The organism is Micromonospora sp. DT41, assembly GCF_049841715.1.
In the GTDB taxonomy this organism is placed as follows: Bacteria; Actinomycetota; Actinomycetes; order Mycobacteriales; family Micromonosporaceae; genus Micromonospora; species Micromonospora profundi.
Genome location: NZ_JBNCKU010000015.1, coordinates 71,225 through 87,443, shown reverse-complemented (window position 1 = coordinate 87,443; position 16,219 = coordinate 71,225). Strand labels below are relative to the sequence as shown.

The window sequence follows — 16,219 nt, the reverse complement described above, 5'->3', positions numbered from 1 at the left end:
CCGTCGGTGAGTGAGCGCATGCGTGGTGTGCGGATCGGCGTGGATGTCGGCCAGGTGCGGGTGGGGATCTCCCGCTCGGATCCGGATGGCATCCTCGCCACGCCGCTTGTCACACTGGCTCGTGACCTCACTGCGGCGCCGGACGCGGTGCCGAGTGACATTGCCCAGGTGGCGGCGCTGGTGGCCGAACATGAGGCTGTCGAGGTTGTCGTCGGCCTTCCGGTCAATCTCGCCGGCAAGCATGGCCCGGCGGCGGTCCATGTGAAGGCGTACGCTGACCGACTAGTCGATGTGATAACGCCCGTCCCGGTAACGCTCACTGACGAGAGGATGTCGACCGTGGTCGCTTCTCGTAGGCTTGCCGAGCGTGGCGTTCGGGGCAAGCGTCAACGTGCGGTTGTCGACCAGGCGGCCGCGGTGGAGATCCTGCAGAGCTGGCTGGACGCGCAGCGGAGGCGGACGTAATGATCGACGATCTGGATCTTGGGTTCGACGAGCCGGAGCGGGGGGAGAAGGGCCGGCACCGGCGCGGCTTCCGCAAGCGCAAGGGCGGCTCCGGTGGTGGCCGGGGCAAGACGTTCCTGGCTCTGCTGATGGCCCTTGTCCTGCTGGGCACCATCGGCGGCGGGGCGTTCTACGGTTTCGACCGGATCCAGAACTACTTCGTCACGCCCGACTACGACGGCGCCGGGGCGGGCGAGGTCACCGTCGAGATCAAGAACGGCGCGCTGCTCGCCGACATGGCCGACGCGTTGGTCTCCGCCGACGTGGTGAAGAGCCAGAAGGCGTTCGTCGAGGCCGCCGAGGCCAACTCGCGCAGCAAGAACATCCAGCCGGGCACGTACAAGCTGCGCAAGCAGATGAGCGGCGAGAGCGCCGTTGCCGCGATGCTCGACCTGAAAAACAAGATCGTCAACGGGTTGACCATCCCCGAGGGGCGCACCGCCAAGAACATCTACAAGCTGCTCTCCGACAAGACCAAGATCCCGGTAAAGGACTTCGAGGCCGCTGCGAAGGACCCGGAGGCGCTCGGCGTGCCGGACTGGTGGTTCACGCGCGACGACGGAAAGAAGGTCGTCAAGTCCATCGAGGGCTTCCTCTTCCCGGACACGTATGAGATTCCGCCGAAGGCCACCGCGGAGAGCATCCTCAAAATGATGGTGGACAGCTTCCTCTCGGTGACCGGCGAGATGAAGTTCGCCGACCGGGTGCAGAAGGAACGCAAGGTCAGCCCGTACGAGGCTCTGATCGTGGCGTCGCTGGCCCAGGCCGAGGCGGGCAACAAGGACGACCTCGGCAAGGTCGCCCGGGTGGCCTACAACCGGGTGTACGGGGAGTTCCCCTGCAACTGCCTGGAGATGGACGTCACTGTCAACTACTACCTGGAGTCGATCGGCAAGCCGACCAAGTCGTCAAAGCAGATGACGGCGGCGGAGTTGGACGACCAGAAGAACCCGTACAACCGCAAGCTGCGGGGCATGATCCCCACCCCGATCAACAACCCGGGCAAGCAGGCACTGGAAGGGGCGATGGACACGCCGGTCGGCAAGTGGCTCTACTTCGTGGCCATCGACAAGGAGGGCCACTCCGCCTTCGCCGAGACCTACCCTGAGCACAAGCGCAACGAGGCCAAGGCCCGCGAGGCCGGCATCATCTGATGGCACCGGTTCGGCGTGCGGCGGTGTTGGGGAAGCCGATCGCGCACTCGCTCTCCCCGGTGATCCACAACGCCGGCTACGCCGCCGCCGGGCTGACAGGCTGGTCGTACACCCGGATCGAGTGCGCGGCGGCGGAGCTGCCGGCCCTGGTCGCCGGCCTGGGCCCGGAGTGGGCCGGGCTGTCGGTGACCATGCCGGGCAAGGAGGCGGCGCTCGCCGTGGCCGACGCCGCGTCGCCTGTCGCCGCCGCCGCCGGCGCGGCGAACACGTTGGTACGCCGTCCGGACGGCTCCTGGTACGCGGACAACACCGACGTGGGCGGCATGGTGCATGTGCTCACCGACGCCGGGGTACGCGCCGGTGCGGCGATGACAGTGCTGGGCGCGGGTGGAACGGCCCGCGCAGCGCTCGCCGCCGCCGCGCGGCTGGCCTGTTCCTCGGTGACGGTGGTGGCTCGCCGCCCCGAGGCGGTCGACGAGCTGCGACAGGTGGCGGACGCGCTGGGGGTGGCGCTGAGCGCCGGGGCCTGGGTGGACGCGCCCCGCCACCTCACCGCCGACGTCGTGGTGTCCACAGTGCCGGCGGGCGTCGCCGATCCGTTGGCCGAAACGGTGACCTGGTCGCCGGGCGCGGTGTTCTTCGACGCGGTGTACGACCCGTGGCCGACACCGCTGGCCGCCTCCGCGCTCTCGGCGGGCCTGCGGGTGGTGTCCGGTTTGGACCTGCTGCTGGCCCAGGCGCTCGGGCAGTTCGAGCAGTTCACAGGTGTCGCGGCCCCGGTCGAGGCGATGCGGGAGGCCCTGCGGCAGGCAACCGGGCGACTTCCTTAGCTGACTCTTAAGACGCGCTTACGGGAAACTGTCCTGCGCGCGACATTCCCTGGTCGTGGATACGCTGCACCCGGTTACCACAGCAGACACAGGGAGTTCTCCTTGACCAGGCACGGACTGCACCGCATCACCCGGTTCCGCTCCGGGCCCCGGCGCAAGGCGATCGCCCTCGGCGTGGTCGGGGGTGCCGTGGTGGCGGGCCTCGTGGCGACAATGATGCCGCTGCTGGCCAGCGACGACCTGTCGATCCGCGCGGTAGCGGACACGACGGCGACAGCTGTCACGCAGGACGGCGACAACGCCGTCAAGTCGACCCTCGCCACCTGCCCGGCGCGTTGCGACGGCAACCCGCGAGGCGGCCGGGAGGCTGTCGTCGAGTTCGCCGTGACCAACGTGCCGGCCGCCGCCGTCAACGTGCGGGCGACGCTGCGGATGCACACCTGGCAGCAGTTCGCCGCCACCGTGACGGCGCACGCCTCGACGTTGAGCGCCCGCGAGGCGCGGCCGGCTCCGACGTCTGCCGGCACCGCGCTGTCCACGGTGACCGGGGTCGCCAAGGGCGTCAACGAGTGGGACGTGTCCAAACTGGTCACCGGCAACGGCACCTGGACGGTGTCGCTCGCCCAGACCGGTCTGGACACCCGCATCTACTGGGCGTCGGTGGAGAACCGCAACGCGGACCTGCGGCCCAGCCTGACGATCACCTATGACATCGGTACCGCACCGTCGTCCGCGCCGACCACCCGCCCCGCTCCGGCGCCGTCGCCGAGCGCGCCGCCGACCACCGCCGCGCCCAAGCCGTCGGCGACGGTCGCGCCGACCCGTACGCCGACCGCGACGGCGAGCGCGGAACTCCCGTCTGGCAAGTGCGGGTCCGTGTCGGACAAGCTCGTCCCCTCCTGCGGCGCCTGGTGGGGCATGTACTCACCCGCCGGTGCCGCCGGCGGCTGGGACCACGGCAAGGCGATCACCGACGTGGAGGCGCAGGTCGGCCGCAAGTTCGACATCGTGCACCGCTACCACGACTTCTCCAACGCCGGCAGCAACGGCGCCTTCCCCGACGCGTACGAGCAGCAGCAGATGCGCGAGGGTCGGCTGATGTTCTTCGCCTGGGAGTCCCGCAACTTCTCCGCCGGTACGACGCTGAAGTGGGCCGACGTCTACAGCGGTCGGCAGGACGCGACGATCGACGCGGTCGCCGGCCGCATCCGGGCCGCCAAGGTGCCGGTGTTCATGGGCTTCGACCACGAGCCGGAGGACGAGCCGGAGAAGGGCAGCGACGCTGAGTTCGTCAGGGCGTGGCGGTACGTGCACGAGCGCTTCGCCAAGGCGGGCGCCGACAACGCGGTGTGGGTCTGGACGATGATGGGCTGGTCCGGGCACTACTCCCGGTACGCGGGTCTCTACCCCGGTGACCGCTACGTCGACTGGGTGGCCTACGACCCGTACAACTTCCACGTCTGCAACAACAGCACTGTGTGGAAGAGCCCGAGCACCACCGTGAGTGGCTTCTACCGCTGGCTGGACGAGAACGGGATCGGTGCTGGCAAGCCGCGGATGCTCGCCGAGTTCGGCACGAATTTCAACTCCGCCGATGCGGGTGCCAAGCAGCGCTGGTTCCAGGACTTCCCGGCCGCGCTCAAGGCGCACCCGAAGATCAAGGCAGCCGTCTACTTCAATTCGCCGGGCATGACCACCCGCACGGCGACCTGCGACATGACGATGAACCACAACTCCTCGGCGCTGGCCGGGTTCTCACAGGCCGGCAAGGACCCGTACCTGCGCCAGCCCACCGGAGGGAGCCGCTGAGGATCATAAAAGAGGCTGACAGCACGCCGTTTACCGAGGTCGGGCATCCGATCCTCCGGTATCTGTCGGTTTGCGGATTCAGGCACCGCCCAATCGGCGGATGCGCCTGACAGGGTGGACGAGGCACGCTACCTCGGGTTCTCATCCATCTTGGAGGCGCAGCGTGCCCAAAATTCCGCCCTTGTGGCGATTGTCAAGAAGGCGTCGTGTCCGGGCGGGGGTCGTCGTGTTCGCGGTCGCCGCCGCGACACTGGGCGTGCCCACGGCGTCCTCGGCGGCGGTGGTGCCGGTCCCGACGACGCAGACCCTGGTCTCGGCGAACCCCGCCGACCAGACTCCACACGCCCGCGACGGTGAGACTCGCGCGTTCGCGCAGGTCGGCAACACCGTGTTCGTGGGCGGCAGCTTCACCCAGATCCGGCAGACCGCCACGTCTGCCTGGGTCACCCAGCGTTACCTGTTCGCGTACGACCGCACGAGCGGCACCATCTCGACCACGTTCCTGCCGGTGCTCGACGGCGCGGTCAACTCGCTGATCGCCGGCCCGGGCGGCACGGTGATCGTCGGTGGCGCTTTCAAGAACGTCAACGGGGTGTCGCGGAAGAACCTGGTGGCGCTCGACCCCAGCACCGGCGAGATCATCGACAGCTGGGTCGGGCGTTCCGACGGCGGCAACGTCCGCGACATGGTGTTGAACGGCAACTGGCTGTACGTGGCCGGGGCGTTCAACTGGCTCAACGGCACCGCCCACGCCGGGCTCGCCCGGATCAACGCGACCACCGGCGCCATCGACCCGACCTTCAACATCAACGCCACGGTCGGGCGGCGGGGCACCAACTCGTACGTGTGGGCGATCGACGTCGCCCCCGACGGCAACACGCTTGTCGTCGGCGGTAACTTCACGCTCGTCAACGACCTGCCGCGTAACCAGATCGCGCTTGTCGACGTCTCCGGCACCCCGTCGGTGCTGGATTGGAGCACCGAGAAGTTCGTCGCACCGTGCGCGGACCCGGCGACCTTCGTGCACTACGTGCAGGACGTGCGGTTCGGCGCGGACGGCAGTTGGTTCGTGGTCGGCACCAACGGCGGGTCCGGCTGGCCGGCCGCGTACTGCGACGCGCTGGTCCGGTTCGAGACCGCCGACCGGGGCAGCGGTCTTGTCGCCACCTGGGCTAACTTCACGGGCAACGACACCATCACCTCGGTGGAGGTCGCCGACAACGTGATCTACCTGGGCGGGCACTTCCGCTGGTTGAACAACCCGAACGCCAGTGACCGGGCCGGCAACGGCGCTGTCGACCGGCTCGGCATCGGCGCGGTCACCCCGGCCACCGGCATGCCGGTGAACTGGAACCCGCGTCGCAGCGGCAGCGCCTCGATGCCGTCGGGCACCAGCAACTGGGGTTCGGCGGTGCCGGTGCTGTGGCGTGGGACGGACGGCCTCTACTTCGGCCACAACTCCGACGGCATGGGCAACGAGTACCACGGCCGGCTCGGCATGTTCCCGCTGGCCGGCGGGCGTACCGTCACGCCGAAGAACCCGCCGGCGGCCACCAGCGGCAACCTCTACCTGGGCACCGGCCCCGGCACGTTGGCGAAGGTGCCGTTCGACGGCAGCACGTTGGGCACGGCGACCACTGTCAGCCAGCCCAACTACACGGCGGCGGGCGCGACCTGGCGGGTGGACGACCGGATCTACTGGTCGCGCACCGTGGCGGGCACTCCCACCGGCAGCCGGATCGACATCTCGATGTTCAACGGCAACACGATCGGTGCGCCGTGGGAGGCGTCCGGCTACAACGACTGGTTCAACCCGGCGGCGTTGACGGGCGCGTTCTTCCTGGACGGGCGGCTGTACTACACCCGTACCGGTGCGAACAACCTCTACTACCGCTACTTCGAGATCGACGGCAACTACCTGGGCGCTACCGAGTTCGCCCTGCCGACCACGGGCGTTACGTGGTCGACGGTGCGGGGCATGGCGTGGGTCGATGGCAAGATCGTCTATGGTGCCACCGACGGCGCGCTGCGCAGTGTTCCGTTCGACCCGACGGCCGCGCCGGCCGCTGTGGTCGACGGTACGACGGCGACGGTGATCGCTCCCGCGACCACCGAATTGTCCTGGTCTACCCCGTCGACGTTCTTCTCTGTGCAGTAGCGGTTAACGGTTCGTAACGGAACATCGGTAGATTGTTCACGTTGGGCCGGCGGCGGTACCCCCGCCGTCGGCCCCGCGACATGGGGAGGGTCGTTGGTCGGCGCCGCTGGCATCCGCGCGAAGAGCGCGGTGCGCCTGGTCTTCGCGGTCAAACGCGGGTGGTATCGGCTCCGCTACCGTCGGCTGACGCTCGGCCGCGACGTGGAGATCCGAGGCCGGATCCGGCTGCGTCGCGGCGTCCGCGTGACAATCGGCGACCGGACCCGCATCAACAAGCTGGTCCGCTTCGCAGGTCCTGGCGAGGTACGCGTCGGCACCGACTGTCTGCTCAACGCCACCTGGATCGGCACCTGGACGTCGGTGACAGTGGGGGACCGCTGCCTGCTCTCCGATTGTGAACTTCTCGACAACGACTTCCACAATTTGCCGCCCGAGCTGCGCCACGCGCCGCCCGGCGCGGCCACGCGCGCACCGATCGTTATCGAGGAGAATGTCTGGATCGGCGCGCACGCCCTGGTGATGAAGGGTGTCCGCGTCGGGCGGGACAGCGTCGTGGGCGCGGCGACGGTGGTCCGCACGGATGTGCCACCCCGCGTCGTCGTCATCGGCAACCCCCAACAGACGGTGAAGAAGTTCCATGACTGACGCCGCACCCGCCTCCTGGTCGACGGACGGCCCGCCCTCCAACACCGCCCGTTCCGTCACACTGACCGACCTGCTGCGGGTGCCGATGCACCGAATCCGCCTGGTGCTCGCTGTCGCCCTGGTCGGCCTGCTCGCCGCGCTCGGCTTCGTGCTGCTGGTGCCGGCGGCCGTGACCGCGAACGCGGTGGTGGCGGTCCGGCCCGTGGTCACCGACGCGTTCACCCCCAGCGGTGCGAACGCCGACCGGGCGGTCAACATGAACGTCGAGAGCCGCATCGCCACCGGCACCGAGGTGGTCCAGCGCCTCGCCGGCGCCGTCGGCGGCGATCCGCGCGAGATCCGCGACGCACTCGAGGTCGAGGTCCCCACCGGCGGGCAGATCCTGCGCTTCAGCTACTCCTCGCCCGACGCGCAGCAGGCGGTGCGGGGCGCCAACCTCGCCGCACAGGCGTACCTCGACGTGCGACGCGCCATGTACGAGCAGCAGCGCGCCGAGATGCTGCGCTCCTACGACGCCAGCATCACGAAGGTCGCCGCCCAGCAGACCGCCGTCCAGAAGCGCGTGAGCGCCGCCAAGGACACCGCAGCCAGCGACGCCGCACTCGCCGAGCTGGCCGGGATCAACAACCAGCTCACCCAGCTCAACTCCTCGCGGACCGAGATCGCTGCCGTCGACGTCAACCCCGGCTGGGTCACACAGACCGCCGAGCGGGCGCTCGCCACCTCCGCCGGAAACCGGCTGCTCTTCCTGGTCGCCGGCCTGCTCGGCGGCGCGCTGCTCGGCATCGTGCTGTCCTACGCCTGGGAGGCGACCGACCGGCGGGTCCGCTCGGTCGCCGACGGCCGGGACGCCACGGGCCTGCCGCTGCTCGGCACGGTCCGCCGGCCGGGCTTCCGGGGCAGTCCCCGAGCCGCCGACGCGGACATCCGGTACGTGGCGATGGCGGTCGCCGAGCGGGTCCGCCAACCTGCCCGGGTGGCGCTTGTCACCGCCCGCGAGGACGCCACATCGCTCACCGCCGGGCTCGCCGTCGCACTCGCCGTCGACGGCCGGGAGGTCTTCGTCGCCGACGACAGCGGGCGGACCGACCGCCTGCGCGCCGCAGTGCTCGCCGACCGGGGGCGGCTGCCCATCGACCCGTCCCGGCCGCACGTGCCCAAGCCGCGCCCGGCCGGCAGCACACCCGCAGCTGCCGCCACCCCGGCGACCCCCGCCCCCCGACGGCCCTCCCCGCACCCGCCCGGCGCACGCCCGTCCACCGACCCGGACGCCACCCTGACGCTGCCCCGCGTCGCGTCGGCCCGTACCGACAGCAACCGGCCGGCCACACCGGACGAGGTTTCCGTGGGCGTGGGCACCGTCCGGTTCGGCACCTGGCGGCAGGGCGCCGACCACGGGCTCGTGCTGTACAACGCCCCACCGGGGGAGTCCGACGAACGCGGCGTCGCTGTCGCCCGGCAGGGCAACGCCGTGGTGGTCGTCGAGCGGGACCGCACCCGGCAGAGCGACCTGCGGCGGCTCGTGGAGCGGCTGCGCGCCGCCGGCGTCACCCCGCTGGGCTTCGTGCTCACGCGCAACGGCCGGGCCTGACGGATGTCGGTCACCCGCGCCCCGGCGACCGTGCCGCCCGGAGGCGCCCCCTCCGCAGGCGCGCCCACCCCGCCGACCCCGCCCCCCGCCCAGCTGCCCCTGTGGCCGCTTGCCGTGATGTTCGGCCTGGTGCCGCTCTGGTGGCTGCTCGGGGCCTTCTACCTCGGCTGGCCGTTGCTTGGCGCGCTGCTGCTCGCGCTGCTGTTCACCCGGGGGCGGGTGCCGCTGCCGCCGGCCGCCGGCATCTGGCTGCTGTTCCTCGCCATCGTGGTGGTCAGCGCCACCCAACTGACGTCACCGGCCTCGCTGTTGACGTTCACCCTGCGGCTCGCCTTCTATCTGACCGCGCTCGTGGTCGGTGTCTACGTCTACGCCGCCGCACGGGAACGCGCCGACCTGGTGCCGGTGCTCATCCCGCTCTGCGCGTTCTGGTTCGCGCTCGTGGTGCTGGGCTGGCTCGGGGTGCTGGTGCCCCGACTGGAGATGACCACCCCGCTGGAGGTGCTGCTGCCCGGCGGGGTCGCCGGCACCCCGTTCATCCAGGACATGGTGCACCTCACCACAGCCGAATACAGCGTCCGCTCGCTCAACCCGATCTACCGCCCGGCCGCGCCGTTCGCGTACACGAACAACTACGGCAGCGCGTACGCAATGACCCTGCCCTGCGTGGTGGCGTTCACGATGCTGTGCCGGCGTGGGGTGCTGCGGTGGGCGCTGCTGGTGTCGCTGCCGCTGTCGCTGGCGCCGGCCTTCCTCACCCTCAACCGGGCGATGTTCCTCAGCCTCGGCGCCGGGCTGGCGGTGCTCGGGGTACGGGCCAGCCTGCGCGGCAACGTCCGGGTCGCCGCGTCCATCGTCGGCGTGGTGCTGATCGGGGCGCTGACCACGCTTGTCATCCCGATCACCGAACTCATCAGCCAGCGGGTCGACTCCAGCGACACCAACACCGACCGGTTCTCGCTCTACAGCGAGGTGATCCGCCGCGTGCAGGAGTCACCGTGGCTGGGCTACGGCGCTCCGGTGAACGTCGACACCGTCTCCGCCGCCGCGCCGATCGGCACCCAGGGTCAGCTGTGGATGGTGCTGTTCAGTCACGGCGTACCCGCGCTGATCTGTTTCCTGGCCTGGTTCGTGGCCGCTGCGGTGATCTGCGCGCGGGCGGCCTCACCGGCCGGGCAGTGGCTGGCCGCGGTGCCGGTGGTCTGCCTGGTGCAGATCCCGTTCTACGGCATGGCCAACCAGAACCTGGCGGTCGCGTTCTTCGCCGTCGCCTTCGCGATGGCGCTCGCCGAACGGGAACGGCTCACCGCGTCCGGCGGGTCGCAACCGCCGGCCGTCCGGCGTACGGCGGTGCCGGCATGACCGCCGCCACCCGGGGAGCGGTCGGCACCGACACGAGTGGCCCGTCCGACGCCGGTGCGGCGGAGACCCGGCGCAGCGCGCGCAGCGGCGTGGCCGGGCTGCTCGGCGCCGCGACCAGCGGACTGTTCGGCTTCGTGCTGGCAGTGGTCATCACCCGGGCGTACGGCACGGCCGGCTCGGGCGCTTTCTTCGCGGCGATCGGTGTCGTCACCGTTGCCACGGCGGTGTGCACGCTCGGTGCCGAGACCGGCCTCATGTGGGCCCTGCCGCGGCGTCGGATCGGCCGCCAGGGGGACGCCGCCCGGATGCTCCCGGTGGCGCTGCTCCCGCCGCTGCTCGTCGGGCTCCTGGTCGCCGTCGTCGGTGTGCTGGCCGCCGACGCGCTCGCACCCCGGCTGCTCCAGGGCTCCGGCGACGACGGCCGGGCGCTGCTCACTGTCACCTTCGCGGCGGTGCCGGTGGTGGTGGCCATGACGCTGCTGCTTGCCGCCCTGCGGTGCGTGCGACCCATCCGCGCGTACGTCGGTGTGCAGTTCCTGCTGCTGCCGGTGGCCCGCCCGGCGCTTGTCGGCGCCGCCGCGCTGGCCGGCGGCGGTCTGCTCGCTGGCATGACCGGCTGGCTGGTGCCGGCGGCGCTGGCGCTGCTGGCCTGCCTCACCCTGGTGGCCGGCCCGCTCGGGCTGGGCCGGGGCGCGGCGTTGCGGTCCAACCGCGCCGACTGGTCGACGTTCTGGCGCTTCGCGCTGCCTCGGGCCGCCTCGGCGGCCATCGACGCGGGCAGCATGTGGGTGGGCGTGCTGCTCACCTCGGTGCTGGCCGGGCCGGCGGACGCCGGCGTGTTCGGCGCTGTCGGCAGGTACGTGCTGGCTGGCCAACTGGCCATGCAGGGGCTCCGGGTGGCCGTGTCGCCGCAGTTGTCCCGGCTGCTCGGGCAGGGCGAGCGGGCCGCCGCGGCGGCAGTGCACAGGCAGTTGACCATCTGGGGTCTGGTGCTGTCCTGGCCGGTGTACCTGCTGCTGGCGGTGTTCGCGCTGGCCTTCCTGCAACTGTTCGGCCCGGAGTTCACCGCCGGGGTGCCGGCGATGACGGTGCTCGCGCTGGCGATGCTCGTGAACACCGGCGTGGGCAACGTGCAGAGCCTGCTGCTGATGGGTGGGCGCAGCGGACTGCACCTGGTGTCCACCCTGGCCGGGCTGACGATGACCGTCACGTTGGGGTTGCTGCTGATCCCGGAGCACGGTGCGACAGGCGCGGCTCTGGCCTGGGCCGCCGGCATCACCACCGAGAACCTCAGCGCGGCAGGCTTCGCCCGGTCGGTGGTCCGGGAGCCGCTGTTCGACGGTGCGACGCTACGCGCGGCGGCGGCCACCGTCGCCGGCGTGGGCCTGGCGTCCGGCGTCGGCGTGCTGGTCGGCGGGCGCGGCCTGCCCGGCGTCGCGGTGGCGTTGGGAGTTCTGCTCGCCGGCTGCGTCGGCTTGTTGACGTTGCCCCGGGTGCGCGCCGGCATCCGGGTGACCATGAGGCAGATCCGTGGGCGGGACGACGCGGCCACTGCCGCCGGGGCGACCCCGGCATCGACGAAAGGTAGGTGAGGTCCGTCGTGGCGTCCATCCGTGACCGGGTCAAGCAGTTGGTGCCGACCCAGGTGACCACCCGGGTGAAGGAATCCCTCGTCGACTACGGGGTCCGCACCAGTGATCGGCGGCCCCTGCCGGACTTCCTCATCATCGGCACCAAGCGGGGCGGCACCACCTCCCTGTGGAACTACCTCATCCAGCACCCCCTCGTTCCCCGGCTCTTTCCCGCGTGGAACACGAAGTCGGCGCACTACTTCGAGGAGCACTGGGGTCGCGGCGAGGCGTGGTACAGGTCGCACTTCCCCACCGAGCGGCACCGCGAGGCGCTCCAGCGGCGGCACGGCGGGCCGGTCCGCGTCGGTGAGGCGGCACCGCTGTACATGTTCCACCCGCTCGCCGCGCAGCGGGTGTCCGCGCTCATGCCGACGGTGAAGCTGATCGTGCTCCTGCGGGACCCGGTGGAGCGGGCGTACTCGCACTGGAAGGAGCGCCGCACCCACGGCATCGAGCCGCTGGACTTCGCCGCCGCGCTGGCCGCCGAGCCGGAGCGGACGGCGGGGGAGCGGGAGCGGCTGATCGCCGAGCCGGAGTCGTTCAGCGAGGCGTACGACTGGTACACGTACCGGGCCCGGGGGCGCTACCTGGAGCACCTGGAGCCGTGGCTGGAGCGCTTCGACAGGTCGCAGATCCTCTTCCTGCCCAGCGAGGACCTGTACCGCGACGCCCGCGCCACCTACGGGCGCACACTCGACTTCCTCGGCCTGCCGCCGCACGACCTGCCGGACTTCAAGGTCTACAACGACAGGCGTTCCGCGCCGTTGGACCCCGCGGTGCGCGCCGAGCTGACCGAGTACTACCGGCCGTACAACGACGCGCTGCGCGAGCGGCTCGGGTTGGACCTCGACTGGGCGGACCGGGCGGCGTGACGACGGAGGTCGCCTCGGACACGGATCCCCGATCCCGGTCAGACGGACTGGGCTGGGTCAGTCGCGCGGTGTTCCCGGACGACAGGGTCGGCCTGACCGTGGGCGGAGACCTGCCGGCCGGTCACCGGGCCGTGGCCCGCTACGCGGTGGTGCCGTCGGTGGCCCGGGCACGGTTCCTGGTGCCGCTTGGCGCTCCCCGGGCCGGTGCGGCGTCGCTGCTGGCGTACAACGCGTTGCGTCCGCCGAAGGTGCGTGCGTTGCGGGCGGCGATCGGCGGGCTGGCCCGGTTCGGCGGCGCGGGCCTGGCGCCCTTTCCGACGCTCACCGTCTCGGTGCCGGCGGGCGTGCCTGCGGTCGACCTGCTGCTTACCGAGCGGCTCGCCGCCGATCTCGGCGGTACGCCGTTGCTGGCAGCCTTCGGTGTTCGTCCACCGGACCCGAACGGCAAGCCCACCCTGCAACTGTTCGACGCCGACGGTCGCCCGCGTGGCTACGCGAAGATCGGCTGGAACGACGCCACCCGGGCGCTTGTCACCGCCGAGGCGGCGGCGCTGCGGGACCTGCGCGCGGTGACCGGCGTGACCGACCACCCGACGCCGCCGGGGCTGCTCACCGAGACGGTGTGGGGCGACCACGTGGTCGCGGTGGTGGAGCCGTTGCCGCCCGACGTGCGCGGCGTACCTGTCGACGACCCGCCGCGGATCGCGGCCCTGCTCGCGGTGGCCCGCCGGGGCGCTCCGGCGGGGGCACCCCGACCGTTCGCCTCCTCGACGTTCCTCGACCGGCTGACCGCGCTTGCCGACCGGGCCGCCGTGGCCGAGCCGGCCGGCGCGCGGGCGGTCGCCGCAGTCGCCGCGCTGGCTCGCCGGCACCGTGACACCGCAGTGGAGTTCGGGCACTGGCACGGCGACTGGGTGCCGTGGAACCTGGGCCTGCACGCCGGCCGGCTGGTCGCGTGGGACTGGGAGCACAGCGCCCCGGACGTGCCGCTCGGTTTCGACCTGGCGCACGACGCGTTCCAGCGGTCACTGGTGCTGCGGGGGGAACCGGCCGCCGTGGCCGCTACCGCCGTTGACGAGCATCTGGACCGGCACGGTGAGCGGCTCGGCCTGAATCCGGGGCAGCGCCGGCTGGTGGCCGACGCGTACCTGGTGGAGATGTGGCTGCGGACGTGGCGGTTGGCCGACGCTGGCGCGGGCTGGAACGGCGCGCTGCATCCCGCACTGTTGGACGTCATCGAGAAACGACATACCTCCTGAACTGGGAAAACCGCTACGACGGGAATGTGTCGTAGAGTGACGACGAACTAGCAGGTCGTGATGGATGTCGATGGGTCCAGGACGGACGGTGCACCCGGACGCCCCGGGTGGAGATCGTCACCTCGGCCGGTCGCGCTATTCAACGGCCGGCGAACCTGTGATCTGCTTCTGGCTGGTCCAAACCTGAATTCCAAGCGAACTTGTGGGGAGTCGCGTGGACGCGAACAACGACGGCGGCGAGCCGCCGGTGCTGCTGCTTGTGGGATCCAGCGGCGGACACCTGGCGCAACTGCTCGCCCTTGCGCCCTGGTACGAACAGTGGCGACGCTGCTGGGTCACCTTCGACACCCCGGAGGCGGTGTCGCTGCTGGCCGGGGAGGACCTGGTGCCCGCGCACCATCCGACCACCCGCAACGTGCCGAACCTGCTGCGCAACGCGCTGCTGGCCTGGCGGGTGCTACGCCGTAGGCGGGTCGCCGCCGTGGTCACCACCGGCGCCGGGGTCGCGGTGCCGTTCGTGGTGCTGGCCCGCCTGCGGCGCATCCCGACGGTCTACATCGAGGTGTACGACCGGATCGACACGCCGACGCTGACGGCCCGGCTCTGCCGCCCGTTCCTGTCCGCGATGCTCGTGCAGTGGGACGAGCAGCGCCGGCAGTACCCGGAGGCCACAGTCGTCGGGACGCTGCTGTGAACGGGGAGACCGGCACCGCACCGCGCCCGTACGCGGCCGGCACCTCGGAGCCGGCCCGGCTGCCCCGCCAGCGCGACACCAGGCAGAGCGCGCAGATCCGACTGCTTGTCGCGGTCGGCACCGACAAGCACCGCTTCGACCGGCTCGTCGACTGGCTGGCCCAGTGGCACGCGAAGGTCGACCGCCCGGTCGCACTGACCGTGCAGCACGGGCACACCGAGGCGCCGCAGCTGCCCGGAGCGGTGCCGTTCCTCGGCCACGACGACCTGCAACAGGCGATGGCCGACGCCGACCTGGTGGTCTGCCACGGCGGCCCGGCGACGATCCTGGAAGCCCGCCGGCACGGCCACCTGCCCATCGTGGTGCCCCGCGACCCTTTGCACGGTGAGCACGTCGACGACCACCAGCAGCTCTTCGCCCGCAGGCTCGGCGCGGCCGGCCTGGTGGCGCTCTGCGAGACCCGGGAGGCGCTGCACGACGCGCTCGACGCCGGGCACGCCGACCCGTCCCGCTACGCGGTGGCCGCCGACCCGGACGCGCACGAGGCGCGCCGGGCGGCGGTGTTCCGGGTGGGACAGATCGTGGAGGACCTGGTGGCCCGGTCGAACCGGCGCCGCCCCCGCTGGCGGACCTGGCCGCGTTCCGGCCGGGGTACGGAGGAGATTCGATGACCCGGCAGCCGACAGTGAGCGTCGTGGTGCCCACCCGGGACCGGCCCGAGCTGCTGCGCGCCGCGCTGGCGGCGATCCTCGCCCAGGAGTACGCGGGCGGTATCGAAGCGGTGGTCGTGTTCGACCAGTCCACGCCCGACGAGTCGCTGACCGAGCTGGCTGGGCTGACCGGTCCGGACCGTGCGGTGCGGGTGATCCGCAACGAGCGCACGCCGGGCCTCGCCGGCGCCCGCAACAGCGGCACCCTCGCCGCCGAAGGTGAGCTCGTCGCGTTCTGCGACGACGACGACGAGTGGCTGCCGGGCAAGTTGGCCGCCCAGGTCGACGCGTTGACCGCGGACCCGGCCGCCGAGTTCGTGTGCTGCGGCATCCGGGTCACCTACGACGGGCACACCGTCGACCGGGTGCTCGACAAGGACCGGATCACCCTTGACGACCTGCTGCGGGACCGGATGACGGAGCTGCACCCGTCGACCTTCCTGATCCGCGCGGCAGCGCTGCGCGACGGGTTCGGCCTTGTCGACGAGGAGATCCCGGGCAGCTACGCCGAGGACTACGAGTTCCTGTTGCGGGCCGCCCGCAGCGCGCCGCTGCTCAACCTGCGTACCCCGTCGGTGCTCGTGCGCTGGCACAAGCGCTCGTACTTCGCCCAGCGCTGGGACACGATCTCCGAGGCGTTGCAGTGGCTGCTGCAGCGCTACCCGGAGTTCGCCACCCAGCCGGCCGGGGAGGCCCGCGTCGCCGGGCAGATCGCGTTCGCCCGGGCCGCCTCCGGCGACCGCCGGGGCGCGCTGCGCTGGGCGCGGCGCACCCTGCGTCGCAACCCCCGCGAGCCGCGCGCCTACCTGGCGCTCGCGGTCGCCGGTCGGGTGGTACGGGCCGACGCGGTGCTGCGCACCCTGCACAAGCGCGGCCGGGGCATCTGACCCACAGTCAGCGGTGGCCCGGGCTCCCACCGGGTCACCGCCGACGGCTGTCCCGACGTGTGCCGCCGTCCGTAGGGCGGGACGCGGCGGGCAGCGCACCGGGCCGGTGGCCG

At 71.6% G+C, this 16,219-nt stretch carries 14 protein-coding genes; all 14 read left to right on the top strand.

Annotated features, from left to right (window positions below; all coding sequences use genetic code 11):
* Window positions 1–6: 6 nt before the first annotated feature.
* The 14 genes from ruvX (at window position 7) to ACLQ23_RS24830 (ending at window position 16,106) form a co-directional block, all read left to right on the top strand.
* Window positions 7–465, top strand: a complete 459-nt coding sequence (ruvX, locus tag ACLQ23_RS24895) for a Holliday junction resolvase RuvX (protein ID WP_355596654.1) — start codon at window positions 7–9, stop codon at window positions 463–465.
* Entirely contained in the window at window positions 465–1,658 is a 1,194-nt protein-coding gene (gene mltG, locus ACLQ23_RS24890) for an endolytic transglycosylase MltG (RefSeq protein ID WP_355596656.1), read from the top strand. Before ruvX ends, mltG begins: the two co-directional genes overlap by 1 nt.
* Window positions 1,658–2,488 (top strand): shikimate dehydrogenase, encoded by an 831-nt coding sequence (locus ACLQ23_RS24885; protein WP_425881184.1) that lies wholly within the window; start codon window positions 1,658–1,660, stop codon window positions 2,486–2,488. The genes mltG and ACLQ23_RS24885 overlap by 1 nt, the downstream gene beginning before the upstream one ends.
* 102 nt (window positions 2,489–2,590) lie before the next feature.
* Window positions 2,591–4,297, top strand: coding sequence for a glycosyl hydrolase (locus ACLQ23_RS24880; RefSeq protein WP_355596660.1), 1,707 nt, complete (start codon window positions 2,591–2,593; stop codon window positions 4,295–4,297).
* Window positions 4,298–4,487: 190 nt separating this feature from the next.
* Window positions 4,488–6,455 carry a hypothetical protein gene (locus ACLQ23_RS24875; RefSeq protein WP_425735855.1) on the top strand — a complete coding sequence of 656 codons (1,968 nt, stop codon included), beginning with the start codon at window positions 4,488–4,490 and terminating at the stop codon, window positions 6,453–6,455.
* Window positions 6,456–6,548: 93 nt separating this feature from the next.
* Entirely contained in the window at window positions 6,549–7,100 is a 552-nt protein-coding gene (locus ACLQ23_RS24870; protein WP_355596664.1) for an acyltransferase, read from the top strand.
* Entirely contained in the window at window positions 7,093–8,691 is a 1,599-nt protein-coding gene (locus ACLQ23_RS24865; protein WP_355596666.1) for a lipopolysaccharide biosynthesis protein, read from the top strand. The genes ACLQ23_RS24870 and ACLQ23_RS24865 overlap by 8 nt, the downstream gene beginning before the upstream one ends.
* 117 nt (window positions 8,692–8,808) lie before the next feature.
* Window positions 8,809–10,053, top strand: a complete 1,245-nt coding sequence (locus ACLQ23_RS24860) for an O-antigen ligase family protein (protein WP_425881199.1) — start codon at window positions 8,809–8,811, stop codon at window positions 10,051–10,053.
* Window positions 10,050–11,645: a lipopolysaccharide biosynthesis protein gene (locus tag ACLQ23_RS24855; protein ID WP_425881183.1), complete on the top strand. Its 1,596-nt coding sequence runs from the start codon at window positions 10,050–10,052 to the stop codon at window positions 11,643–11,645. Before ACLQ23_RS24860 ends, ACLQ23_RS24855 begins: the two co-directional genes overlap by 4 nt.
* Before the next feature lie 8 nt (window positions 11,646–11,653).
* Complete coding sequence (locus tag ACLQ23_RS24850) at window positions 11,654–12,556, top strand: sulfotransferase domain-containing protein (protein ID WP_355596672.1); 903 nt, start codon at window positions 11,654–11,656, stop codon at window positions 12,554–12,556.
* On the top strand, window positions 12,553–13,815 hold the full coding sequence (locus ACLQ23_RS24845) for a hypothetical protein (protein ID WP_355596674.1): 1,263 nt from the start codon (window positions 12,553–12,555) through the stop codon (window positions 13,813–13,815). The genes ACLQ23_RS24850 and ACLQ23_RS24845 overlap by 4 nt, the downstream gene beginning before the upstream one ends.
* A gap of 214 nt (window positions 13,816–14,029) precedes the next feature.
* Entirely contained in the window at window positions 14,030–14,509 is a 480-nt protein-coding gene (locus tag ACLQ23_RS24840; protein WP_355596676.1) for a UDP-N-acetylglucosamine--LPS N-acetylglucosamine transferase, read from the top strand.
* Window positions 14,506–15,180, top strand: a complete 675-nt coding sequence (locus ACLQ23_RS24835; protein ID WP_425881182.1) for a glycosyltransferase — start codon at window positions 14,506–14,508, stop codon at window positions 15,178–15,180. Before ACLQ23_RS24840 ends, ACLQ23_RS24835 begins: the two co-directional genes overlap by 4 nt.
* Window positions 15,177–16,106 carry a glycosyltransferase family 2 protein gene (locus ACLQ23_RS24830; protein ID WP_355596678.1) on the top strand — a complete coding sequence of 310 codons (930 nt, stop codon included), beginning with the start codon at window positions 15,177–15,179 and terminating at the stop codon, window positions 16,104–16,106. The genes ACLQ23_RS24835 and ACLQ23_RS24830 overlap by 4 nt, the downstream gene beginning before the upstream one ends.
* Window positions 16,107–16,219: the final 113 nt, after the last annotated feature.